Raw genomic sequence first — 24,132 nt, forward strand, 5'->3', positions numbered from 1 at the left:
CATATGGCACAGCTGATTAAACTTCAAGATTACGTTTCCAGGTACGAAACGGATTTATATAGATATCCTTCCCAATTTGTCCGATTAAAAAAGCAGCAATGGGAAAAAATGAAACAACATTGGGAAAACGGTGAACTCCCTCCAGCTTCCCCGATCGTTAAGGAGGAAGAACAGGAACAGGAAAGGAACTCCATGAAGGAGAAGCTCTTTTCACTGTTCAAAAAGAAAGAGGAAGAAGAGGAGCTCTCAAGCTCCATTCAGGCAAATGATGAAGAAATCGCATTTGAAATGGAATCACATCACGATATCTCTACGGAGGAAGAATTGAAGGTTTCCTTCCTGGACCTTGTATTTGATTTTCAGTTGAGGTGGGCAAGCTCCACGATCATGGAGAAATCCTATGTAGATAACAGCTATCATTATGACGAACGATTACGCTACCTGCTTCAGCGTTTTCCAGATAACATATTCGTGTTGTACAACCCGGTATTGAAAATTAAACATGCCCCTGTAGAACTCGAAACCATATTGATCACCCCAACAGGGATCTGGTGCTTAACCTTTCTCGAATTTGAAGAGGGAACTGCCTACATCGGTTCAGGAGAACGTTTCTGGTTGAAAAAATGGGGAGATCTAGAGACGAAGGTATTAAACCCTCTAATCGGACTGAGAAGGATGGAGGGAATACTCCATCAAATCATTCAATATGCAGGTGTTGACCTTCCGATTCATAAAGGCGTGATAAGCAGAAATGGATACATAGATTACCCACAGGCCCCGATGGGCATTCAGTTTCTTGACAAACGTCTCCACAACGAATGGTTTCAGCAGCAGCGCTCAAGCTCTTCTCCGATCAAGAGTGTCCAGCTGAAAGCGGCACAAGCCATCATGGAGTATTGCCAAACTACTTCATTTAAAAGGCTTCAGTGGGGAGAGCATGCTGTTGAATCAGATGAGAACCAACAATGAGGACGATTTTTATCGTGAATCCTTCAGCAAAGAATCATCACTCCTTATCTTCGTGGAATCAATTTAGTCAAACCATCGATATTCCACATGAGATTTTTTTGACTGGTCAACCCGGTGACGTGAAGAAGATCGTTTCAAGTGTTGTCAATCAATCTCCAGACGACTGGCTCCTGGTAGTGGGAGTAGGTGGTGATGGGACCATGAACTCTGTGGTGAGTGGAACAATCGGTTTTGACAAGGTCGTTATAGGGTATATTCCATCAGGAAGTGGTAATGATTTTGCAAGGGGCTATAATTGGCCTAACAATAAAAAACAAGCATATACCTTAATAAAGGAAGGTATAAAAGAAGAGGACATCGTGACCTTGGATTCAGGTCAATTTACCATGAACAGCGGACCAAATGGGTATTTCGTGAATAATATAGGGATAGGATTTGACGCGGAAATTGCCCGTAAGGCCAATCGTTCATCCTTTAAGAGGTGGTTGAACAAATGGTCCCTTGGACAACTGATCTATCCTATCCTTCTTTGTAAGGAAGCGTTTACGTATAAACCTTTTTCCCTTTCGATAGATGTGGATGGAAAAGAGCAGGTATTTCACAAAGTATGGTTTGTGACAGTTTCGAATCAGCCTTTTTTTGGTGGAGGAATGAAGATCGCCCCACAGGCTTGTCCTGATGATGGATCTATCGATATGACCCTTGTCCATGGGTTATCGAGGTGGAAATTACTCCTGGTCTTTCTATCTGTCTTCTTCGGAAAACATACGGCTTTTAACGAAGTCAGCACGTGTACGGGAACAACGATGAACATCCGATCGGGTCAGGATGTACCTGTGCACGCAGATGGAGACACAATTGAAGAACTGAAGAAGGGGAATGAATTGAAGGTGCACGTTCTTCCATTAAGTTGGAAAATGTTAAATAGAAGTGGGTGGCAGAAGTGTTAGTCATTAGCAGACATTACGATGCGTTCTTAGATACGTTCAATACGGTTACATTGATTCTTCCATACGATTATCATGATGGGAATTCCAGTCACTTCTCTCTCATTAAAGGCAGTGAAAAAATAGCTCTTCATATTGAAGAAAAGATTCCCCTCAATGATGCGATGAAATATGTCACGACGATTCAGAGTGAGAAGGTTGTCCTGGGTGAAGTCTATGAAGTTGTCGATGAGCATAACACAAAGACAGACCTCCAAATCGGAGCGGTCATAAGGACCGAAGAGTTTGATCAACGTTTTTATTACGACGGGGATGACCTTGGTGTTACATACCAAGAGGGGTGCACCGTGTTTAAAGTATGGTCTCCGACGGCAACAGAGGTAAGACTTAAGCTGAAATCCCCTGATGATGAAGAAATCCAGTACCCATTCGAGAGAGTTGAGAAAGGCGTATGGGAATGTAAGGTGAATACCGATGTAGATCGCTATTATTATACAATTCTAACGTGTATCAATCTGGTTTGGGATGAACTGATTGATCCATATGCTAAATCGATTTCATACGACAGTGAGTGGGGATGTGTTGTGAACCTTGGACGAATTGAGGGACCTTCTTCCTTGGCACCGTTACCTTCACCTACAGATGCTGTCATTTATGAATTGAATGTCCGTGATTTCTCAGCACAAAAAGAAAGCGGCATGAAATTCGCAGGGAAATATCGTGCCTTTACAGAAAAAGGGACTTCTACCCCGAAAGGATTCAGTAGTGGAATTCAGTATTTAAAGGAGCTGGGCATCACCCATGTTGAACTGCTTCCTGTCAATGATTTCGATGGGGTGACGGATCACCCTTCCGATAAAAGCTACAATTGGGGATATAACCCTTTGTTTTTTAATGCGCCGGAAGGGAGCTACAGCTTAAAGCCTGAAGATCCCTATGAGCGGATCAATGAACTGAAAAGCGTGATTAATAGCCTTCATGAAGAAAATATCAGGGTTATATTGGATGTGGTATACAACCACGTGTTCATTCGGGAGGATTCATCTTTTGAAAAGCTTGTTCCCGGGTATTTCTTCCGTCACGACGAAAATGGTTTACCTTCAAATGGGACGGGAGTGGGAAATGATTTTGCTTCCGAACGCCTGATGGCCAGGAAATTCATCGTTGATTCGATTCTTTATTGGATAAAAGAGTACGGTGTCGACGGCTTCCGTTTTGACCTGATGGGAATTCTTGATACTAAGACCATGACGACAATCCGAGAAGAAGTGGATAAGGTTTTGCCTGGAGCGATCATCATAGGAGAAGGCTGGGACCTGAACACCCCCCTGCCCCCGCATCAAAAGGCCAACCTGCGTAACGCCCATCAGCTTCAAGGGATCGGTCAATTCAATGACTGGTTCCGGGACACCATTAAAGGAAGTACGTTTAACTTATATGATAAAGGGTTTGCTCTCGGTCACGGACACTTGGAACAAAAGGTGGAACTCGTCCTGACTGGAAGTGTCGGGATGAAAAATGGGGAAAGAGGGCTCTTTAAAGAGCCGACCCAATCCGTTAACTATGTGGAATCCCATGATAATCACACCCTTTGGGATAAAATGAAAGCTTGTTTAAATGAAGATGAAGAAACCCTTATGAATCGCCATAAATTAGCAACCACGATGGTACTGCTATCTCAAGGGATCCCTTTTATTCATGCAGGACAGGAATTTTACAGGACGAAAAAGGGAATTGAAAACAGCTACAATTCTCCTGTTGAAATTAATCAATTAGACTGGACGAGAAGAGAAGAATTCGATGATGTCGTTCAATACGTGAAAGCACTGATTCAAATCCGTAAAAGTCACGGTGCCTTCCGATTTCAAAACAGCGGACTGATCCGGGAACATGTGGAAGTCTCTCATAGCATCGAAAATCTTGTTGTGGTCCGCTATCAGAATGTCCACCCGTATGGCCCGTGGAACGATATCTTCATGGTCTTCCATTCAGATTTGAAGAAGTGTCAGTATTCCCTCCCGGAAGGAAAAGATTGGATTTGTTTGTCAGACGGAAATAGGGCAAATGTAAGCGGTCTTTATGGGGTAGAAGAGCGAACTATAACCCTTGAACCTGTCTCTTCCTATGTGTTTGTAAGGTAGCAGTTCATTCCAGTGCTTGACGAAAACGCAAGATGACGATAAAATCTTAAACAGATGGCTATTGATTGTATTGCCCAATAGCTGTCTTTTTTATTTTATAAGACTTTTTTGATGCAGTGAATGAATCCAAACTTTAACGTAACTGAACATATAAACATGACAAAGGACCAATAGAAGGTGAATATATTGGAACACTTATTTGACCAAGATTGGGAAATAGTCCCCGCAGGCGGTGCTACTGGAGAAGCGTTCTTTGCTCAGTACCAAGAGCAAAGGTTATTTCTGAAACGCAATTCCTCTCCTTTTGTGGCTGTATTGTCTGCAGAAGGAATCGTACCCAAGCTAGTTTGGACAAAAAGACTAGAAAACGGGGATGTCATAACGGCACAACACTGGTTAAATGGGAGAGAATTAAAGCCGGAAGAGATGAAGGATGAACGGGTGGCAAGGCTGCTTAACAAGATTCATTCATCAAAGCCGCTTTCAACCATGCTTGAGCGGTTGGGAAAAGAGCCGTTTCAGCCGGAGCATATGCTCACGGAAGTGGAGACAGGCTTAGAATTCGATCTTCTTTCATTGCCTGTTATTAGAGAGGCGCTATTATTTCTTCAAAAAGAGCTCTTGGAAGTTCATCAGGAAGAATATGTAGTCTGTCACGGTGATGTCAATCATAACAACTGGCTGCTGTCTGATTACAACCAGTTGTATTTAATCGATTGGGACGGGGCGATGATCGCCGACCCGGCCTTTGACATAGGTCTATTATTATACTGGTATATCCCTGAAGACCAATGGGAGAGCTGGCTGACTCAATATGGTGTTGAGTTAACCGATAACTTAAAGCTGAGAATGAAATGGTATGTGATCGCCCAAACGATATTATCCATTCAGTGGCATAAAGGAAAAGCCCGTTTCCACGAAATGAATCACTGGATTGAATATCTGCACAAAGTCATTTGATTTTTTAAGAGTAGTTGTTCATATCCGTAACCCATTGGGACAAGTTTTCTTGATTGGACGTAATATGGTTGGATAAGTCAGCTGAGGATATCCCGCTTTGACTATACTGATAAATTTCCTGCAGGACAGGCTTTACGTTTTCGTGAATATCAGCATTAACCATTAATGACTTCACCAATCGTTCAACTTGCTCACATTCAGAAACCGAACCGCAGCAATCCGCACTGTGATTGCTTAAAATATCTGATAATAACTGCATTTGATTCTGTGAATTTAAAGGCATAGAGTACACCCTTTCATTTTCGTCTGCAAAGATTTAAAGAAACACGTACTTTTTCAGCCCTCCAAAATGACCAGACCCGAAAAAGGAATTCACTAATAGTGTGTGAATTCCTTTTTCAATTATGCGCGCTTTTTGAGGGACGGACCTGGAGTGGGTATATCAGCCAGAAGATCTGAAGCGGGATTGGCTCTATTTTGGCTCTTGCACAGGACGGATAGTCGTGGTATGTTTTTTTCGATAATAAAAAAAGAGGTGTCTACATGCGTTTACGTAATAAACCGTGGGCTTCTGAGAAAATCAGTGACAATCCACAGTATGTTGTGGCAGAACCCCAGGAGATAAAAGGTCAATGGAATAAAGAATTTGGCAATGACAATCCTATTCACATCGAAGTAGGAACTGGAAAAGGTCAATTTGTCACGGAAATGGCCAGAGCCAATCCGGACGTTAATTATATTGGAATCGAGTTATATGAAAGCGTCATTGTAACAGCTCTTGATCGTTTGATTGAAGCCGGACTTCCCAACGTCAAGCTGTTAAATGTCGATGCAAAGAACCTGACTGAATACTTCGCATCAGAAGAAGTAAGTCGAGTGTACTTGAACTTCTCTGATCCATGGCCGAAAAACAGACATGAAAAACGTCGACTGACGTATAAAGATTTTCTGAAGCTGTATGAAGATGTACTGATCAAAGACGGAGAAATCCACTTTAAGACAGACAATCAAGGCTTATTTGAGTACTCATTAAAGAGCTTCTCATGGTATGGTCTGCATCTGAATTTCCTGAGTCTTGATCTTCATGAAAGCGATTTTGAAGGAAATATCATGACTGAATATGAAGAGAAATTCTCAGCCAAAGGTCAAAGAATCTACCGGGTCGAAGCCCAATATCAAAATCAATAAGTATTATTTAATGGCCCTGCAATTTTGCGGGGCTAATTTTTTTAGCTCTTTTGGTAAAGTTTTTTACAGGTTCTGTTCAATCATATACAATCACAAATCGACCACTACTTTCTTTGAAAAGTAAGTAAAATGAGGAAAGACAGGCTAAATCCTCTGTGAGTAATCACGATAAACATATGACTAACAACTGTTTTTTGACCTATCATAATGAGGTTAATTTTGTGCTCCCTTGTAGACAGTTTGCTTTAGGGAACAAACTGTCTACAATAGACTTTTTTTGTCATTCTGTCCGTCATTATGCAGTGAGAATATAGAACCACAGAGTGGATTGCAGCGGAAGGCACTTTACTCCTGCGGGAAATAGAGGAAAGGTCGAGACCCCGCAGGGCAAAGCCCGAGGAGGCTCGACTTCCTCCCCGCGGAAAGAAAGTGCCTGGAGCGGAAAGGAACGGACCATGTTTTTACACTGCCACCGCCCGCCCCATGGAAAGCGAGCATCCACCTATAAGTTGTCCATAAATTCTGATAAAATAAAAGGGCATGAACAAAGGAGGAGTCAAAATGGAAACGTTGAAAGTTGGAGATCTAACGGTGCACTGGCTGAATGGAGGCGTCACTCACATGGATGGGGGAGCTATGTTCGGAGTGGTCCCAAAGCCTCTTTGGTCAAAAAAATATGCCGTGAATGACTTGAATCAAATCGAGTTACGAACAGATCCGCTCTTTTTTAAATGGGAAGGTAAGAATGTATTAATTGAATCAGGTATTGGTAAAGGGAAGCTGAATGAGAAACAAAAACGTAACTATGATGTGCATGAAGAATCGGATATCGAGGCATCCCTGGGAGCACTGGGCTTGAAGCCAGATGATATTGATGTGGTATTGATGACTCACATGCATTTCGATCATGCTTGCGGTTTAACAAAATATGAAGGTGATACTCTTGTACCAGTATTCCCGAATGCAACCATTTACACCTCCCAAGTGGAATGGGATGAAATGAGAAATCCGAATGTGCGCTCCCGTAATACATACTGGAAAGAAAATTGGGAGAGTATTCAATCCCAAGTGGAAACGTTCGAAGGAGAAAAGGAAATACTTCCTGGAATCACAATGGTGCATACGGGAGGTCACAGTGACGGGCATTCGATTATCCTTTTAGAGCATAAAGGGGAGAAGTTCATTCATATGGCGGATATCATGCCTACTCACGCGCACAAAAATCCACTATGGGTACTGGCTTACGACGACTATCCAATGACGTCCATCGATGCCAAAGACAAGTGGATCAATCAAGCGATTGAAGGAGAGTACTGGTTCCTATTCTATCATGATGCGGTATATAGAGGGATCAAGTGGAATCGAGATGGAGAAATCGTTGATCACGTACTGAGGGAAAAATAATGTATAGAAAAAGGATGGTCCCAAGGCATTTTGGGATCATCCTTTTTAATAATGCTGTTATTTTTTTTTAAGATAAAGGATACACATCCACAACAGTGCCCGTATACGCATCTGCTAAAAACTCATATTGCTCCAGCTCACCGTCTCTTCTTCTGGATACCCCACCTTTATAGACCTTCGTTATGACCGAGTGCTTCTGATAGTCTTCGGGCTTCATTCCGATCCAGGATCCATCGATGTTCCCCTCTTTTTTGAATGAAAGCTTTACGTCCCTTAATACTTTTTCGGCAGAAACCATGTTTGAATCATCCAGTTTTTCTTTAAGAAAATATCCGCCTACTGCTCCGATTCCGATTCCGATCATGAAAGATTTCCAGTTCATTTTTATTCCCTCCACAGGCAATGAGTATTTGATGTTTAGAGATAACATACTATCCACTATCTCCCTGGTGATTCTCGATTATTTTCCATCTATAGGTACATTCTATCAAAGAAATAATAAAAAAGAGAACTCCTTTTCTTCTCAATTGGTGGTAAGACGTTCGAAAGTTCTGTAAAATAAGATTATACATAAAGTAGATTTTATATAAAAGGGGCATATGACATGAAACAAGATACGTTGGAACTTTTTAAAACATTGACTGAATTGCCGGGAGCACCCGGTAATGAGCATGCGGTCCGTAAATTTATGAAAGAACAATTGTCTCAATACTCAGATGACATTGTCCAGGATCGCCTGGGTGGGGTGTTTGGAGTGAAAAAAGGCAATGATCAGGATCCTGTTGTGATGGTTGCAGGGCATATGGATGAGGTAGGGTTCATGGTCACGTCTGTTACGGATAATGGAATGATTCGTTTTCAAACCCTTGGAGGCTGGTGGAGCCAGGTGATGCTTGCTCAGCGTGTTCAAATCATCACGGATAATGGCCCGATTACGGGTGTGATCGGAAGCATCCCTCCTCATCTGCTCGGAGAAGAACAGCGTAGAAAGCCGATGGAAATCAAGAATATGCTTATTGATATCGGTGCTGATGACCGGGACAATGCAATGGAAATCGGGATTAAACCAGGACAGCAGATCGTACCGATTTGTCCGTTTACTCCAATGGCGAATGAGAAAAAAATACTTGCGAAAGCTTGGGATAACCGCTATGGATGCGGATTGTCCATTGAGCTGTTAAAAGAGCTGCAAGGTGTGACACTTCCCAACACCCTATATTCCGGAGCCACGGTTCAGGAGGAAGTGGGATTACGCGGTGCCCAGACAGCAGCCAATATGATTAATCCTGATATTTTCTTTGCCCTTGATGCGAGTCCGGCAAATGATATGTCAGGGGACAAAAATGAATTTGGCCAATTAGGGAAAGGTGCTCTCCTTCGCATTCTTGATCGTTCAATGGTTACTCACAGAGGCATCAGGGAATTCGTTCTTGATACAGCTGAATCAAATGACATTCCTTATCAATATTTTGTTTCTCAAGGCGGAACCGATGCCGGAAGAGTACATATGTCAAATGAAGGGGTCCCAAGTGCAGTTGTTGGTATCTGTTCAAGATATATTCACACACATGCATCCATAATCCATGTAGATGATTATGCGGCTGCGAAGGAACTGATTGTCAAATTAGTGAAGCAATGTGACCGTTCCACAATTGAATCCATTAAATCAAACGGCTAATTCACGTTTCTAAAAAAATATATTAAAAAGACTGTCTCATTTATGAACTTCTTGAGACAGTCTTTTTATAGGGCTCTTTTCGTAAAGTTTTCTTGCTATTGTAGAGGAGAAAGTAATAGTTGATTTCCGCTACAGGATGCTCGCTTTCCGCGGGGCTGGCGGTGAGCCTCCTCGGCTGCGCCTCCGGGGTCTCACCTGTCCAGCTATTCCCGCAGGAGTCGAGCATCCTGCAGCGAGGATCAACTTTCTGAGCATGTATCCTTAATTGAAATCAATAAAAACAAGAATTTTAGCAAACAACCTTATTTAAGGTGAGTAGAGATTGATTTCCCTTTTATTAAAGAAGAATTATTTTTTCTAGTTACATTGTTTTCTTGCTCACCTTAAAGCTCTGTCACAAAAATTCTCTTAAGGATGGTGAGGGGAACTGCGCAGACTCTTGCGGAAGTACGGACGTGCCGAGACCCCGTTCGGCTAAGCTGAGGAGGCTCGGCCGAACGCTAGCTGCAAGCGGAGCAGTTCCCCTCACCATCTAGCTCACGATAATGGACAGAGTCTTGCAGAGCTTATGTTAAAAATCAACAATCTTTGAGAAAAGAGCGTTTTATAGAGACAAAAAGGGACTGAATCTCCCATAGAAATGAGGTATCAATTTGTTGAAAATAGGAATTGGAACGACAAATCCAGCAAAGGTACAAGCCATTCAAAAGGCTTTTAAGGAACACTATGAGGACGTAGAGTTCGAGTGTTTCAAAACTGAATCGAATGTAGGTGAGCAGCCAATCTCTGATCAAGAGACCATTGAAGGTGCGTTAAATCGTGCCAAGAACATATTGAGGGCAACAGAGGGCGATATTGGGATCGGTCTTGAAGGAGGAGTGACGGAATCACTTTACGGAATGTTTGTCTGTAACTGGGGGGCACTCGTGGATCGGAGCGGCAACGAAATCATTGGTGGAGGTGCCAGAATCCTCCTTCCTAAAGAAATCAGCAGTCGGTTAAAGGGAGGGGAAGAGCTGGGACCCTTGATGGATGAGTACACTCAAACCTCCGGGATAAGAAAGAAAGAGGGCGCAGTCGGTGTGTTTACGAATGGACTCATTACGAGAGAGGCTATGTTTCTCCACGTGGTTCAGCTATTAATAGGTCAGTGGCAGTTGAGAAACAAAGAGCAGGACAAATAATCGATAGACTTTTGCCCTTAGAGGGTACTTGGCCCATACCAAATTTACCTGTTATTCATAGGATGGAGTATATCAGACTTTATTTTATCTGATAAATTCTTTCTAAGGAGGTAAGAATTTATGGGATGCCATTATTGTAATGACCGAGTTGGGGGTCGTCGTGATGACCGTCGGGATGACAGAAGATGCTGTGACTGGAATAAGTTGCTTTTTGGTGACAGAAGAAGATGTGACCGCAGAGATGATGATGATGATCGTAGAAGATGCCGCAGAAGAAGAGATGATGATGACAATAGAAGATGTGGTTGTCATAGAAGAAATGATATCTTTGGGACGGAAGATAATCGTAGAAGAAGACGAAATAGAAAATGTGGCTGTGGCTCTTACTAAGAGTTAGAATGGAACTCCGTTTTGAAGCGGAGTTCTTTTTTTCTTAACAGACATTGAGGAAGAAAATCCTTAAAGGTAAATAAAACCCCCTGAAACCATTCAGGGGGTTTTATCAATTATTTTACACCTTTCATATATTCCTGAATCTTAGGTGAAAGCAGGAATAGAGCAATACTCAATATGATTGCCATACCTCCGATTGCCCCGAAGTACAGCGTTTCTGTTTCTGGTGTGTAGAAACGGACAAGTTGTGCATTCAACGCCTGTGCAGCAGCTGAAGCTAAGAACCAAAGACTCATCGTTTGAGCAGAGAAGGCTTCTGGAGCTAATTTGGTTGTGGCAGAAAGACCGACTGGTGATAAGCATAGCTCACCAAGTACAACAATCAAATAGCTAAGCACTAGCCATAAAGGACTTACTAGTGAATCTTCTCCTCCGAAGTATGCAGGTAATAGAATTACTAAGAATGATAAACCGGCAAACAATAGACCGAATGAAAACTTCTTCGGAATCGATGGTTGACGATCACCAAGTTTAACCCACATCCAGGCAAATACTGGAGCTAATAGAATGATGAATAACGGGTTTAACGATTGGAACCAGGCTGGAGATATGCTGATTCCCATGAATTCAAGCTCAGTTCGCTTATCTGCGTATACTGCAAGGATGGTTGATCCCTGTTCTTGAATCGCCCAGAACATAACCGCTGCGATAAATAATGGAATATAAGCGATGACTCTTGAGCGTTCAGTTTGTGTTGTTTTCGGACTATAGTACATCACGATAAAGTAAATAGTTGGAACGACGATACCGAAGATACCTACCAAATTAATAAATACGTTTAATGTAAATAGGCCTGCAGGAATTGTAATACCTAATATGATGGCAAGACCAACAACAACTAATCCTGCAATTAAACCATATTTCTTCTTCTCAGATGGTGCAAGCGGGTTTGGAACATAGGTACCGGCAAGACCAAGATTCTTTTTCTTTGTTGCCATAAATACGACAAGACCTAAGAACATTCCGATGGCTGCAACCGCAAATCCCCAATGGAATCCTTTTGTTTCCATAAGCTTACCGACAATCAGTGGAGCAATGAAGGCACCCAGGTTGATACCCATATAGAAAATACTGAAAGCTGCATCGCGGCGAGTGTCACTTTCGCTGTACATTTCACCGACAACTGTTGAAACATTCGGCTTTAATAAACCTGTTCCGACAACGATCAATACCATCGAAACAAAGAACATGGCTAAGCTTCCTGGAAATGATAAAGCAATATGACCAAACATGATGAATATTCCACCGTAGAAGACGGCTTTCGAAGTTCCGAATATTCTATCTGCCAACCAGCCTCCGATTACCCCGGACATATATACAAGTGAACCATAAATCGACATGATTGCTAAAGCTGTGTTTTGCTCTAGGCCCAGACCGCCTTTTGAAACCTCATAGTACATGTAGAATACGAGGATGGCACGCATTCCGTAATAGGAAAAGCGCTCCCAAAATTCTGTGAAGAATAAAGTGAATAATCCCTTCGGATGTCCAAAGAAACCTTTTTGAGGGACACTATCCACAATTTTCTGTTTATTCATTGATGACATGTTACTACCTCCCTTATTCTTTTACTATAATATTTTAATATTTTCATAAAGTCAAAAAAAGTTTATAAATTGTTAATAATAACATAAAATGTCTTTAAATTTCCAATATTAAATTATTTTGAAATAGTAAAAAAGTTCCTGGGAGTTTTGTAATGAATATAAAAAATACGCATGCCGTCCAAATAGGACGGCATGCGTATTTTCATGATTTTATTCTGTTTCAAAAACGTATGATAACGCCTTGATTGCCTGATCAATGTTTGTCACGGTGACATTTGACTTGTTTGAAAGTTCTTTTAAGGGATGATGAAGTTCTTCAGGACGAATAAGAATCAGCGGCTTTCCAAGTGTGATGGCGGTGCTCGCATCCATAGCAGTATTCCACTGTTTATATTTTTCTCCAAACAGGGCAATCACCACATCGGACTTTTTCATCAGTAACTCTGTTCGAAGATTGTTAATACTCGAAGCTGCCTCATCTCGAAGTATTTTATTGGGTTGTTCACCAAGAATTTCTTCCCCGATTGCATCGGAACGTTCGTGATTTTCCATCGGACCGACGAAAGATAGAGGGAGACGAAGCTCTTCTGCTTTCTCTTTAAGCTCGTTTCTCCAAGAACTATGTATTTCCCCTGCCAGATACACTGTGAATTCCATGTATTTCACCTTCCTGTTTTTAGTCATTTTATCATAAATACCCGATGTAAGTTAAAAATAACCTGATTTCCCATTAAAAAGGCAGGATTTCTTATTGGAAGGGTTGTCAATGGGACTTTGTGAGGGTATCATAAGCGTAGGTCCTAAGCATGAAAGGGAGGATAAGTATAGGATGAAAATCAAACAGACAGTCATTTTCTTTATTCTTGTGCTTATTTTAGCCGGATGCAACACGACGATCGATCAAGAAAAAGAAGAGACAGCCAAAGTGGTGGAAAACACATTAAGTTCAAATGAAGCAGCTAAAGAAGAGGCTGGAAACATTACCTTTTATCTTCCATTTGGAGCCAAAATAGAAAAAGAATCGCCCAATAATATCATTATTTCAAAAAGCTCTGATACTTTTATACTTTTCACAAACCCTCAAGAAAATAAGGATAGTGAACTTCTATATAAAATGGCCATTAGTGACAATGAAAATCTCTTGAAACATGGGACTTTTAAAGAGGACAATCGCTTAGGATACTATGTCATTAAGGAACTGCCCGATACAGAAGAATACGAACTTATTGTTGGAGTGGGTGGAACAAAGGTAACGACACAAGCGGAATTAGATGATCTGGCAGATCATGCAGAGATGATGATGAAAATGGCAGCTTCAGTTAAACATAAATCATAACGTTAAGACCGATTTTCCGCTTAGGCGGAAAATCGGTTTTTTTAGGCTCTTTTTCAAAGATTGTTGTTCAATCACTTAGGATCTGCCAGGACTCTTTCAATCAGTATGCGCTTGATGGTGAGGGGAACCGCTCCGCTTTCCGTGGACGCTCGGCCGAGCCTCCTCAGCTTAGCCGAACGGGGTCTCGGCACGCCCGTACTTCCGCAGGAGTCTACGCAGTTCCCCTCACCATCTTTAAGAGATTTTTAGTGACAGAGCTACAAGGTGTCAAAAAATAATCTATTTAGAAAGTTGAATTATTCTTCTTTAATAAGACTAAACCTCTACTCAACTTAAGAAGGTTGTTTGCTAAAAGTTTTTGTATTATTGATTTCTTATAAAGAATCATGCTCAGAAAGTTGATTCTCGCTGCAGGATGCTCGACTCCTGCGGGAATAGCTGGACAGGTGAGACCCCGGAGGCGCAGCCGAGGAGGCTCACCGCCAGCCCCGCGGAAAGCGAGCATCCTGTAGCGGAAATCAACTACTACTTTCTACTCTAAGATAACCACAATCTTTGCGAAAAGAGCCAATTTTATTATACGTGAATAGGTACGCTTGATTAAAAGGAGAATAGAAGGAAATTGAATGCTGGGTAAAGGAAAATATATAGACAAAACAAACAAGTGTCTTTACACTAGTAAAAGGAAGAAGGTTAACACAGAGGGGAGAAATCAAGTGAGAGAATTCTTAAAGAGTAAAGGCATTACATTATCTGCAAAGGTGTATTTCATAGATGCGTTAAGTTATATGGCGTTAGGGTTGTTCAGTTCACTGATCATCGGATTAATCATTAAGACGATCGGGGAACAGCTTCCAATTCCCCCTGGTTTGAGTGAATTTTTCATAGAGATGGGCGGTCTGGCGATCAGCTTGATGGGTCCTGCGATCGGGGTAGCCATCGCCTTTGGTCTTGGGGCACCACCGCTTGTCTTGTTTGCTGCGGTTGTTACGGGAGCAGCAGGCGCGAGCTTAGGTGGACCGGCGGGAGCTTATGTAGCAGCTGTCATATCAACGGAAATAGGTAAGTTAGTCAGTAAAACTACGAAAGTCGATATCATTGTCACTCCATTCGTCACCATCTTTTCAGGGTTTACGATAGCTTACTTTATCGGACCGGGAATTGCCGACTTTATGAGCATGTTTGGCAGCTGGATCAGCTGGGCGACTGAGCAACGTCCTATAACTATGGGGATTCTGGTTGCTGCCCTCATGGGTCTTGCTTTGACAGCCCCGATTTCGAGTGCGGCCATCGCCCTTATGCTTGAATTGAATGGAGTCGCTGCGGGAGCCGCAACGATTGGATGTGCTGCTCAAATGGTAGGATTTGCTGTCATCAGTTACCGGGAGAATAAGGTGGGTGGATTATTGGCTCAGGGAATAGGTACTTCCATGCTTCAAGTGCCTAATATCGTCCGAAATCCCCGCATACTCATTCCTCCCACAGTTGCCGGAATGATATTGGCGCCCATTGGAACCACGATATGGTTGATGGAAAACAATGCTGCCGGAGCCGGAATGGGAACAAGTGGATTTGTCGGTCAAATCATGACATTTAAAACGATGGGATTCACCTGGGATGTAACATTGAGAATCCTTCTGTTGCATTTTGTTGGACCTGCATTCATAAGCCTGTTAATATCTGAATATATGCGTAAACTAGGTTGGATCAAACCTAATCAAATGACGATTGAAACAGGGGGCAAATAAAATGCGTAAACTTGAATCAGTGGAAGAGTTTCACCAGTTGAAAGAAAGCGGCAAGCATGTATTTATGTTTTCAGCGGACTGGTGTCCGGATTGCAGGATCATCGAGCCGATCCTCCCGGAAATCGAGAGCCAATACTCAGAGTACACATTCCTATACGTAGATCGAGATCAATTCATTGATCTGTGCATTGAATTGGATATCTTCGGAATTCCAAGCTTTCTGGCATACGGAGACGGCCGTGAACTTGGACGATTTGTTAATAAGGACCGTAAAACAAAAGAACAAATCGAGAACTTCATGAATACATTATCTTCATAATAGGATGAAAAGGGATCACCTTATTTTGGGATCTCTTTTCTTTTTGCCTGAAATGAAACAGGTTCCTTTTGTATTCTAAGCATTTTGATGTAAAATGTTATAAGTGAATGCATCAGCAATTGATCGATACTTTCTATTATAATAGTACCACCAAAGGAGGATCAGATTTGGACATAAAAAAGCTAAAAGGTATACTCCAGGAACGATTAGAGAAACCGAATCGTACGTTTACATATGATCGAGATAAGGATTCACTTAGAATTGAGAACACTGATACGAAAAAGGGCATCAACGTCGCCCTGCCACCGATTGTATCCAAGTGGAAAGAAAACAATAAATCCATTATCGATGAAGTGGTGTATTACGTGGAAGAAGCTTTAAACGTAATGGGTACTCGAGCAGACCTTGGGAATAAAGAGAAAAAAGTGTTTCCAGTGATCCGTTCCACTTCTTTTGCCACAGAATCCAATGAAGGGGTTGCCCTGGTTACAGATGATCATACAGCTGAAACACGTATCTATTATGCTGTTGACCTTGGGAAAACCTACCGCCTATTAGATGAAAATATGCTAAAGGCTGAAGGATGGTCTCACGAGCAAATGAAGGAGACCGCCTTATTCAATGTCAGAAGCTTACCAACTGAAATGAAGAAAGATGAAGTTGCAGGAAATATCTTCTATTTTCTAAATAATAATGATGGATATGATGCAAGTCGTATTTTGAATGATGCTTTCTTAAAGCAGGTAAGCAAGGATGTTCAAGGTGAAATGACTGTATCCGTACCTCATCAGGATGTTTTGGTCATCGGGGATATTCGCAATGAAACGGGCTATGATGTTCTTGCTCAACTGACGATGAGCTTCTTTACGACAGGGAATGTTCCGATTACGGCACTGTCCTTTGTGTACGAAGAAGGAGAACTGGAGCCGATCTTCATTCTGGCAAAAAATCGCAAAAAGGAAAGGGAGAAGAAATAATGAACGTATTTTATAACATAGAAGGTATTGGTGATACCCTTATCGTTACAATGCATCCAGGGTTTGAGGGAGAAGTTCTACATGAAAGAAAAGAAGATGCTGCACGTTTGTTTGATGAGAAAACAGGGAAAACACTTGGGTATAACCTATTCCATGCATCAAAGTATATGGATTTAAGTGAAGTGGGACCTGTCGAAATGAATGAAGAGAAGCTCCAATCGATCAACGAAGCCATCAAGAAGAACGGTTTCGATGAAGTATTGGAAGCAGACTTTTCACCAAAATTCGTGGTAGGGTATGTGTCTGAAAAAGAGAAGCATCCAAATGCAGATAAATTGAACATCTGTACAGTGGATGTTGGGGATGAAACCTTGCAGATCGTGTGTGGTGCTCCTAACGTTGACAAAGGACAAAAAGTCGTTGTTGCGAAAGTTGGCGCTGTCATGCCAAGCGGAATGGTCATCAAGGATGCAGAACTTCGCGGAGTGGCATCATCAGGCATGATTTGTTCTGCCAAAGAACTGGCACTTCCAGATGCCCCCCAAGAAAAAGGGATCCTCGTTCTTGAAGATACTTACCAAGTTGGTCAACCATTCACAGCTTAAAAATATATACCTGGGTCCGGAGTATGGGCTCAGGTATTTTTGTTTTTATTTATGTTAGAAGTCGTATGATTGAAAACTAATGGAAACTTGTTCATAGTAGTTTTTCATTAAGGTTTTCTTACTGAGTACTGGGACTTGACGGGATCAATCATAAGTTGATTGGAGCGGAAGGTGCTCGACTCCTGCGGGAATAGCGTGAAAGTTGAGACCCCGCAGGGCAAAGCCCGAGGAGGCTCAACTCACGCCCCGCGGAAAGCGAGCACCTGAAGCGGAAAGCAACAACTACTGGCTTAGTAACACAGCTCTGAAATTAGCCTTGCAAAATTCGTATTACATTCTCTTTACACCTATGTTTGTTTCGACACAATTCTTTAACAATTCTCTTATTCTATCGAAATGACTCGAATTTTTCTCTTTAACTGATAAAATATAAATAAGTATGAAAGAAAGAGTGATGTTTGTGAGCTGGATTAAAAAAATGTTTGGTAAATTATCAGATAATGATGATCAATTTGAAGAATTTTATGATGAAAACAATGATGAAGTTCAGCATGTTGAACGTAAAAAGGCTGAACGTAAAAATATAGTAGGGCCCAACCATTCACGTGATGTAGAAGCAAGGATGACGTATCAATATCCTAAAGGGACTTTTCGCTTTCCCCTCATATCGGATGGAGAAAATATAGAGCGTCCACGAACGAATAGAAATCGAAGAAGTCAGGAGAAGGAAGAGCCGCCTAAGGAACAAAAGGAAAAGAGTCAGGACCACGCTTCTAAAAATAGAAAGTGGAAAGAAGAAAAACCATCGGCTAAAGTCCAACCGAAGAAATCTCCTAAAGTGGAAAAGGGAAACAGCAGGCCGTTCACCCCTACAGAAATCCCTTCACCCATTTATGGTTTTAGAGGACGACCGGTAAAAAAGGAAAACCAGGTAGAGTTCGAGCTTAAGAAATTTTTACATAATGAAGAAGACAACAAAGAGGCTGTGATTGATCATGAGACTCTATCTGTAGTAGAGAGTTCAATTCCCGTGGAACAAGAATCAGAATCCATTGTCGAAGTTGAACCAGCTGAATCCGAAAAAACTATTAGCGATGAACCTGTTGCGATGATGATGAATTTCCCTGAAGAACAACGTGATGAATCCCAGGTTGAAGATACTCTATTGGTTGAAGCTGAAGATAACAATGAACCAATTCCAGTTGAAAATTCTGATCTAAAAGTGGAGCTTACTGAAGAAGTTTCCCAGAAATCAAATGAACGTGTTTCACTTATCTCTGAAATGGAACAACCAACCCAGGAGTTGGAGTATTCATCACATAAAGAGAAAGAGCTTAATGACTCTGTGCAGGAAGATCCACCACAGCAACCTGTCCATGCTGCACGTGAAGATGAAGGAAATGAAGAAGATGTCCAGGAACCCGTTCATCCTGTTCAAGAAAAACCGGTTCAAGAACCAGTTGCACAAAGTGGATCTACGATTGAGGAGAAACGAGTAGAGGAAGTATCAGAACCTGCACGTTCCCAACAAGCGCCGAGGGAGAAAGAACCGCAGAGACGTAAGAGGTCTCATCTTCCTTTTAACGTATTGATGCTGAAACAGGATAAGCGACAGTTAGATACGCGAAACCGATCAGCACGTAATGAATCGACTCCCATCCGCAAGGAAAGTGAGAGCAAAACATTAAATAAGACTGAAGCAGAACCGGAGATGAGGGAACAACCTGTCCTGGAAGTAAAGCAGGAAAAAGTGGGAGAATCGGCATCCATACATCATCCTGAACAGAAAGCATCTCAACAAAGTTCTGTTCAGGGAGAAGAGGCGGTAAAGAGTTATAGCGAGTTAAGCTCATCTTCTAAAAGGACAAGAGACTATGTCTTTCCTGAAATGGATTATCTGATGCCTCCCGTATCAAAGGAAATGAGCGAAGAGTGGCTCGATTCACAAAGAATATTACTGGACGAAACCCTTCATAACTTTAACGTGAGGGCAAAAGTGGTGAATGTCACACAAGGCCCATCAGTCACGAGGTTCGAGGTTCAGCCTGAACCTGGCGTGAAGGTGAATAAAATTACCAATCTATCAGATGATATTAAGCTGAGCCTGGCTGCAAGGGATATCCGAATGGAAGCCCCTATTCCCGGTAAGCATACGATTGGTATTGAAGTGCCTAACCGGGAGAGCCGTCCTGTCTGCATTAGTGAAGTGATTGCAAGTCCTGAGTTTCAAGAGCCGTCTTCCCCTCTGACCGCCGCTCTTGGTCTCGATATTTCCGGACAGCCGATCGTGACTGATTTAAGCAAAATGCCACATGGACTCATCGCCGGTGCTACCGGATCGGGTAAAAGTGTATGTATCAACTCGATACTCGTGAGTCTCTTGTACAAAGCATCACCGGATGAATTGAAGATGCTTCTCATTGATCCGAAGATGGTAGAGCTTGCTCCCTATAACCGGATCCCACATCTCGTCAGTCCGGTCATAACAGATGTGAAGGCAGCAACTGCAGCTCTTAAATGGGCTGTTGAGGAAATGGAAAGAAGATACGAGTTATTCGCTCATACAGGTGTAAGGGATATTAAACGCTTCAATGAACTGGCTAAACGGAATAAACAATACAGTGATATGCTCCCGTATTTAGTCATCGTCATTGATGAGTTAGCTGACCTGATGATGATGTCGCCTGCAGATGTTGAAGAAGCGATTTGCCGGATCGCCCAGAAGGCACGTGCATGTGGGATTCATTTAATCATTGCGACCCAACGTCCATCAGTCGATGTCATTACAGGCTTGATCAAAGCGAATGTACCGACACGAGTGGCGTTTTCCGTATCATCAAGCGTGGATTCAAGAACGATCATCGATGGAAGCGGGGCTGAAAGGCTTCTTGGGAAGGGAGATATGCTCTTTCTGGAAAATGGTTCATCGAAGCCGGTCCGCCTGCAGGGAACCTTCGTGTCAGATGACGAAATTGATGACATCATCAATCATGTAAGAGAGCAAAGAGAACCGGATTATCTCTTCCAACAGGATGAATTGATCAAGAAAGCACAGGTTACCGAGGAAGAAGATGAATTATTTTTAGAAGCCTGTGAATTTGTCGTCGACCAGGGGGGTGCCTCTGCATCGGGCTTGCAGCGCAGATTCAGAATCGGTTATAACCGTGCGGCAAGATTGATGGAAATGATGGAGAGTAATGGAATTATTTCAGAGTCCAGAGGCAGTAAACCAAGGGATGTCCTGATTTCCGAAAGTGAATTGGAGACTCTGGCATAGACTAGTAGAATCATTTAATACATGGTATTCTGTTTATATGTGTCCTTTTCGGATTCAGTAAACAGAATACCTATTTTTGTGTAGGAAGAGCCATAAGGAGCTTTAGTGATGAAAGAAATAGAATTGAAACTTCAAGGAAAACTCAACAGATTGACCAATCATACATTTAAGTTTGACGAAAGAATCAAGGATGGCTGGTTTTCAGCGGTTTATTTCTTGAAAACGAAGGAAATTGCCAAAAAGTATAAACCGGATGCCGTTGTCACCATGCAATTCTTTCAAAAGAATCATGCCGTTATTTGTGGAACGGATGAAGTGATTGCACTTCTGCATAGTTTCGCTGATAACCCGGAAAATCTTGAAATCCATTCCTTAAAAGATGGAGATCAAATCTCACCATTTGAAACCGTTCTGACCATCAAGGGCCGTTATCAGGACTTTGGCTATTTAGAAGGAATCATTGATGGTATCCTGGCAAGAAGAACATCGGTGGCGACGAGTGTTTACAACGTAATGAAAGCTGCCTCTATTTCAGGGAAACAAAAACCTGTCATCTTCATGGGTGATCGGGATGATCACTTTACTCAGCAGGCCGGGGATGGATATGCAGCATTTATTGGTGGATCCACAGCTCAGGCTACCCATGCCATGAACGAATGGTGGGGAAAGAAAGGGATGGGGACAATGCCCCACGCCCTGATCCAATTATTCAATGGGGATATCGTAGAAGCCACCAAAGCTTATCAGGAAACATTTCCTGAAGACGAGCTCATTGCCCTGGTAGACTACAATAATGATGCCATTACAGACTCATTAAAGGTAGCACGGGAGTTTGGCCCTGAATTAAAAGGGGTAAGGGTAGATACATCAAGAATGATGATCGATAAATACTTCCTTCGTAATCAACATGTGCTTGGAACATTTGATCCAAGGGGAGTAAACATGCAGCTGATTAACGCATTAAGACATGCCTTGGATGAAGAAGGATTCCACCACGTCAAGATTGTCGTGTCAGGTGGATTTAATGAGGATCGTATTCGTCAGTTTGAGGAAAATAAAGTTCCAGTCGATATGTATGGAGTGGGAAGCAGTCTTCTGAAAATCCATGTCGGGTTTACGGGAGATAATGTCGTGATTGACGGTTCCCCTGAAGCAAAGGCAGGAAGAAAACTCCGTCCAAACCCCCGTCTGGAAAAAGTAGAATTCGAATAGGTGAGAGGATGCAAGAACCAGATAGCCTTTTAAATCTAGAGAAATATAGACAAAAAAAGCAGAGAATGGCAGAGGACCATATAAAAGACCTCTATAGAAAAGCGTATGAGTACGCTTTGAAGGAAACGAACATCAGAGAAAAGGTACGGGCCAAGATGATTTTCTCAAAGCGTTTCCTTACACAAGATGACATCCACATGGATGAGGAAGTCGAACAGCTGTTTCAGGAATGGTTTTTGTTTGATTATAAGACCATTAAAGGTCAAACACTGTTCTTTCAATTTCTTCAGTCCCATTTTCTGCATGAATCAGTCAAACTGCTCGGTGCCATCGTGCTGACTGCAGCTTGGGAACCCATCATCATTAGAAAAATCGATACTCTGAACGAAGAAGCTGCATTTACATGTCAGAATGTCATTCAGGATGAAGAAGTTTCTGTTAAAACAAACCTTGATTGCAAGAAAAAGGGAATTCGTGAGGGCGGGGTCTATTTCGTGAGGAAAGTCCCGTTAGTAACTCATCAGTGGATCTTAGGTCCCGTTTTCCCCGTCAAATCAGAGGGGATTTTATCAGACGTGAAAAATCATTATGGTCAAATGAATCAAAAAACTGGTGTATTATGGAGAACATATTTAAAAGAAGAAGCACCAAACTTCATTATCCGCAGTCTTTCATAGCTTGTGCATGGTCAGGGATTTTAAAAAATGATATAATGTTTCAAGTTGAAGAAAGTTCGCTTTTTTCTATACTAAATATCAAAAGCTTAAGACCGATAGCAAAATAATATTCATTTCATATAATGCTTTTAGATAGACGATTGTTGGAGGTTCTATTATGACTATAAATCATTTCGTAGGAATTAAGGGGTCGGGCATGAGTGCATTAGCCCAAATACTCCACGATATGGGCTACGAGGTCCAAGGATCTGATGTAGATAAATATTTCTTTACTCAGAAAGCTCTGGATGAATCAAATATAAAAATTCTCCCTTTCCAAAAAGAAAACATTGGAGGGGATATGCATGTGATCGCAGGAAATGCATTTCCTGATACACATGAAGAAATTCAGGCAGCTGTAGAGCAAGGTCTACCCCTCACTAGATATCATAAATTTCTTGGAGACTTCATGCAGAAATTTACAAGTGTAGCGGTAACCGGAGCACACGGAAAAACGTCTACAACCGGATTGTTGGCACATGTCATCAGTGGTGCAAAGCCAACATCCTTCCTGATCGGGGATGGAACGGGGAAAGGGGAAGCGGATGCTCAATACTTTGTCTTTGAAGCGTGCGAATATCGCCGCCACTTCCTGTCTTATTTTCCTGACTACGCCATCATGACAAATATTGACTTCGATCATCCCGATTATTTTGCCAATGTGGATGACGTTTTCTCTGCCTTCCAGGAGATGGCGATGCAAGTGAAAAAGGGAATCATCGCATGTGGAGATGACGAACAGTTACAGAAAATCCAGGCTCAAGTGCCAGTCGTATTTTATGGCTTCGCCGAGGAGAATGACTTCCAGGCGAGAAACGTATCAAGGGACAGATCCGGCACTTCATTCGATGTGTTTGTCCGTAATGAATTTTATGCGGCATTCAAAATCCCGACATTCGGTGACCATAACATCATGAATGCTTTATCCGTCATTGCCATCTGTCATTACGAAGAGCTTGATACATCTATCGTCCAGGAAAGATTAAGCTCATTCAAAGGGGTTAAACGCCGTTTCTCTGAAAAAGAAGTGGGCAACCAGATCCTGATCGATGACTACGCTCATCATCCGACTGAAATTAAAGCAACCGTAGATTCGGCAAGACAGAAATATCCTGAAAAAGAAATTATCGCTGTCTTCCAGCCTCACACTTTCACACGTACGCAAACCTTCCTTTCTGAGTTTGCCGAAAGCTTGAGTCTTGCTGACAAAGTGTATTTATGTGAAATATTCGGTTCCGCAAGGGAAAATCATGGGAAACTTTCGATCAACGATCTTGGAAGCAAGATCGAAGGATGCGAAATTATAGACGAACAAGATACGACTGCCCTATTAAAACACGACAACAGCGTGCTTATTTTCATGGGAGCAGGAGATGTACAAAAGTTCCAACAGGCGTATGAAAAAACGCTGGAGGAACAGGTAGCAGAAAATTAATATGGAAAAACCGGTTCTTAAGGGAGCCGGTTTTTT

Annotated in this window: 22 protein-coding genes; 18 read left to right on the plus strand and 4 right to left on the minus strand. The window is 42.1% G+C overall.

Annotated elements, in window-relative coordinates; translation table 11 throughout:
- Positions 1 to 3: 3 nt before the first annotated feature.
- The 4 genes from RSX31_RS08280 (at position 4) to RSX31_RS08295 (ending at position 5,017) form a co-directional block, all read left to right on the plus strand.
- A complete protein-coding gene (locus RSX31_RS08280; RefSeq protein ID WP_148996147.1) occupies positions 4 to 969 on the plus strand; it encodes a nuclease-related domain-containing protein in 966 nt (321 codons plus the stop codon).
- On the plus strand, positions 966 to 1,919 hold the full coding sequence (locus RSX31_RS08285) for a diacylglycerol/lipid kinase family protein (protein WP_315634237.1): 954 nt from the start codon (positions 966 to 968) through the stop codon (positions 1,917 to 1,919). Before RSX31_RS08280 ends, RSX31_RS08285 begins: the two co-directional genes overlap by 4 nt.
- Positions 1,913 to 4,057 carry a type I pullulanase gene (pulA, locus tag RSX31_RS08290; protein ID WP_282138933.1) on the plus strand — a complete coding sequence of 715 codons (2,145 nt, stop codon included), beginning with the start codon at positions 1,913 to 1,915 and terminating at the stop codon, positions 4,055 to 4,057. Before RSX31_RS08285 ends, pulA begins: the two co-directional genes overlap by 7 nt.
- Positions 4,058 to 4,243: 186 nt before the next feature.
- The gene (locus tag RSX31_RS08295) at positions 4,244 to 5,017 is read left to right on the plus strand and encodes a phosphotransferase family protein (RefSeq protein ID WP_315634238.1); all 774 of its coding nucleotides are present in this window, start codon (positions 4,244 to 4,246) and stop codon (positions 5,015 to 5,017) included.
- A 4-nt stretch (positions 5,018 to 5,021) separates the two neighbouring features.
- Here RSX31_RS08295 and RSX31_RS08300 read toward each other — a convergent pair whose 3' ends face one another.
- Positions 5,022 to 5,300 carry a YtzH-like family protein gene (locus RSX31_RS08300; protein WP_148970985.1) on the minus strand — a complete coding sequence of 93 codons (279 nt, stop codon included), beginning with the start codon at positions 5,298 to 5,300 and terminating at the stop codon, positions 5,022 to 5,024.
- 260 nt (positions 5,301 to 5,560) lie between these two features.
- Here RSX31_RS08300 and trmB point away from each other — a divergent pair, with 260 nt between their 5' ends.
- Together trmB and RSX31_RS08310 are read left to right on the plus strand one after the other, a co-directional pair.
- Positions 5,561 to 6,205, plus strand: coding sequence for a tRNA (guanosine(46)-N7)-methyltransferase TrmB (gene trmB, locus RSX31_RS08305; protein ID WP_315634239.1), 645 nt, complete (start codon positions 5,561 to 5,563; stop codon positions 6,203 to 6,205).
- A gap of 561 nt (positions 6,206 to 6,766) precedes the next feature.
- Positions 6,767 to 7,609: a YtnP family quorum-quenching lactonase gene (locus RSX31_RS08310; RefSeq protein ID WP_315634240.1), complete on the plus strand. Its 843-nt coding sequence runs from the start codon at positions 6,767 to 6,769 to the stop codon at positions 7,607 to 7,609.
- Between the two features lie 67 nt (positions 7,610 to 7,676).
- On the opposite strand, the gene RSX31_RS08315 is transcribed toward RSX31_RS08310, so the two are convergent.
- Entirely contained in the window at positions 7,677 to 7,991 is a 315-nt protein-coding gene (locus RSX31_RS08315; RefSeq protein WP_148970982.1) for a hypothetical protein, read from the minus strand.
- A 222-nt stretch (positions 7,992 to 8,213) separates the two neighbouring features.
- On the opposite strand from RSX31_RS08315, the gene RSX31_RS08320 reads away from it, so the two are divergent.
- From RSX31_RS08320 to RSX31_RS08330, 3 genes are all read left to right on the plus strand, one after another.
- A complete protein-coding gene (locus RSX31_RS08320) occupies positions 8,214 to 9,287 on the plus strand; it encodes a M42 family metallopeptidase (RefSeq protein ID WP_315634241.1) in 1,074 nt (357 codons plus the stop codon).
- 653 nt (positions 9,288 to 9,940) lie between these two features.
- A complete protein-coding gene (locus tag RSX31_RS08325; RefSeq protein ID WP_315634242.1) occupies positions 9,941 to 10,471 on the plus strand; it encodes a DUF84 family protein in 531 nt (176 codons plus the stop codon).
- A 139-nt stretch (positions 10,472 to 10,610) separates the two neighbouring features.
- The gene (locus RSX31_RS08330) at positions 10,611 to 10,868 is read left to right on the plus strand and encodes a hypothetical protein (RefSeq protein WP_148970980.1); all 258 of its coding nucleotides are present in this window, start codon (positions 10,611 to 10,613) and stop codon (positions 10,866 to 10,868) included.
- 109 nt (positions 10,869 to 10,977) lie between these two features.
- Here the strand turns inward: RSX31_RS08330 and RSX31_RS08335 are convergent, their stop codons facing one another.
- Complete coding sequence (locus RSX31_RS08335; protein ID WP_315634243.1) at positions 10,978 to 12,471, minus strand: peptide MFS transporter; 1,494 nt, start codon at positions 12,469 to 12,471, stop codon at positions 10,978 to 10,980.
- 210 nt (positions 12,472 to 12,681) lie between these two features.
- Positions 12,682 to 13,128: a YtoQ family protein gene (locus RSX31_RS08340; RefSeq protein ID WP_315634244.1), complete on the minus strand. Its 447-nt coding sequence runs from the start codon at positions 13,126 to 13,128 to the stop codon at positions 12,682 to 12,684.
- A gap of 172 nt (positions 13,129 to 13,300) precedes the next feature.
- On the opposite strand from RSX31_RS08340, the gene RSX31_RS08345 reads away from it, so the two are divergent.
- From RSX31_RS08345 to murC, 9 genes are all read left to right on the plus strand, one after another.
- Positions 13,301 to 13,807, plus strand: coding sequence for a hypothetical protein (locus RSX31_RS08345; RefSeq protein WP_315634245.1), 507 nt, complete (start codon positions 13,301 to 13,303; stop codon positions 13,805 to 13,807).
- 716 nt (positions 13,808 to 14,523) lie between these two features.
- Positions 14,524 to 15,555 carry a PTS transporter subunit IIC gene (locus tag RSX31_RS08350; RefSeq protein ID WP_315634246.1) on the plus strand — a complete coding sequence of 344 codons (1,032 nt, stop codon included), beginning with the start codon at positions 14,524 to 14,526 and terminating at the stop codon, positions 15,553 to 15,555.
- A gap of 1 nt (position 15,556) precedes the next feature.
- A complete protein-coding gene (locus tag RSX31_RS08355; protein ID WP_148970975.1) occupies positions 15,557 to 15,874 on the plus strand; it encodes a thioredoxin family protein in 318 nt (105 codons plus the stop codon).
- A gap of 167 nt (positions 15,875 to 16,041) precedes the next feature.
- Positions 16,042 to 16,851, plus strand: a complete 810-nt coding sequence (locus RSX31_RS08360; protein WP_315634247.1) for a DUF1444 domain-containing protein — start codon at positions 16,042 to 16,044, stop codon at positions 16,849 to 16,851.
- Positions 16,851 to 17,456, plus strand: coding sequence for a YtpR family tRNA-binding protein (ytpR, locus tag RSX31_RS08365; protein ID WP_315634248.1), 606 nt, complete (start codon positions 16,851 to 16,853; stop codon positions 17,454 to 17,456). Before RSX31_RS08360 ends, ytpR begins: the two co-directional genes overlap by 1 nt.
- A 460-nt stretch (positions 17,457 to 17,916) precedes the next feature.
- A complete protein-coding gene (locus RSX31_RS08370) occupies positions 17,917 to 20,733 on the plus strand; it encodes a DNA translocase FtsK (RefSeq protein WP_315634249.1) in 2,817 nt (938 codons plus the stop codon).
- Between the two features lie 108 nt (positions 20,734 to 20,841).
- Positions 20,842 to 21,945: a nicotinate phosphoribosyltransferase gene (locus tag RSX31_RS08375; protein WP_148970972.1), complete on the plus strand. Its 1,104-nt coding sequence runs from the start codon at positions 20,842 to 20,844 to the stop codon at positions 21,943 to 21,945.
- An 8-nt stretch (positions 21,946 to 21,953) separates the two neighbouring features.
- Positions 21,954 to 22,622 (plus strand): hypothetical protein, encoded by a 669-nt coding sequence (locus RSX31_RS08380; protein ID WP_315634250.1) that lies wholly within the window; start codon positions 21,954 to 21,956, stop codon positions 22,620 to 22,622.
- Positions 22,623 to 22,779: 157 nt separating this feature from the next.
- Entirely contained in the window at positions 22,780 to 24,096 is a 1,317-nt protein-coding gene (murC, locus tag RSX31_RS08385) for a UDP-N-acetylmuramate--L-alanine ligase (protein ID WP_315634251.1), read from the plus strand.
- Positions 24,097 to 24,132 lie beyond the last annotated feature (36 nt).

The organism is Rossellomorea yichunensis (genome assembly GCF_032337515.1).
Lineage (GTDB): Bacteria > Bacillota > Bacilli > Bacillales > Bacillaceae_B > Rossellomorea > Rossellomorea yichunensis.

Excerpts from the sequence above, each read along its gene's own strand:
- RSX31_RS08355 (WP_148970975.1), top strand. The coding sequence starts at position 15,557 with ATGCGTAAACTTGAATCAGTGGAAGAGTTTCACCAGTTGAAAGAAAGC.
- RSX31_RS08315 (WP_148970982.1), bottom strand. The coding sequence starts at position 7,991 with ATGAACTGGAAATCTTTCATGATCGGAATCGGAATCGGAGCAGTAGGC.
- RSX31_RS08320 (WP_315634241.1), top strand. The coding sequence starts at position 8,214 with ATGAAACAAGATACGTTGGAACTTTTTAAAACATTGACTGAATTGCCG.
- RSX31_RS08375 (WP_148970972.1), top strand. The coding sequence starts at position 20,842 with ATGAAAGAAATAGAATTGAAACTTCAAGGAAAACTCAACAGATTGACC.
- murC (WP_315634251.1), top strand. The coding sequence starts at position 22,780 with ATGACTATAAATCATTTCGTAGGAATTAAGGGGTCGGGCATGAGTGCA.
- RSX31_RS08300 (WP_148970985.1), bottom strand. The coding sequence starts at position 5,300 with ATGCCTTTAAATTCACAGAATCAAATGCAGTTATTATCAGATATTTTA.
- RSX31_RS08340 (WP_315634244.1), bottom strand. The coding sequence starts at position 13,128 with ATGGAATTCACAGTGTATCTGGCAGGGGAAATACATAGTTCTTGGAGA.
- RSX31_RS08345 (WP_315634245.1), top strand. The coding sequence starts at position 13,301 with ATGAAAATCAAACAGACAGTCATTTTCTTTATTCTTGTGCTTATTTTA.
- RSX31_RS08285 (WP_315634237.1), top strand. The coding sequence starts at position 966 with ATGAGGACGATTTTTATCGTGAATCCTTCAGCAAAGAATCATCACTCC.
- RSX31_RS08330 (WP_148970980.1), top strand. The coding sequence starts at position 10,611 with ATGACCGAGTTGGGGGTCGTCGTGATGACCGTCGGGATGACAGAAGAT.
- trmB (WP_315634239.1), top strand. The coding sequence starts at position 5,561 with ATGCGTTTACGTAATAAACCGTGGGCTTCTGAGAAAATCAGTGACAAT.
- RSX31_RS08310 (WP_315634240.1), top strand. The coding sequence starts at position 6,767 with ATGGAAACGTTGAAAGTTGGAGATCTAACGGTGCACTGGCTGAATGGA.
- ytpR (WP_315634248.1), top strand. The coding sequence starts at position 16,851 with ATGAACGTATTTTATAACATAGAAGGTATTGGTGATACCCTTATCGTT.
- RSX31_RS08380 (WP_315634250.1), top strand. The coding sequence starts at position 21,954 with ATGCAAGAACCAGATAGCCTTTTAAATCTAGAGAAATATAGACAAAAA.
- RSX31_RS08335 (WP_315634243.1), bottom strand. The coding sequence starts at position 12,471 with ATGTCATCAATGAATAAACAGAAAATTGTGGATAGTGTCCCTCAAAAA.
- RSX31_RS08280 (WP_148996147.1), top strand. The coding sequence starts at position 4 with ATGGCACAGCTGATTAAACTTCAAGATTACGTTTCCAGGTACGAAACG.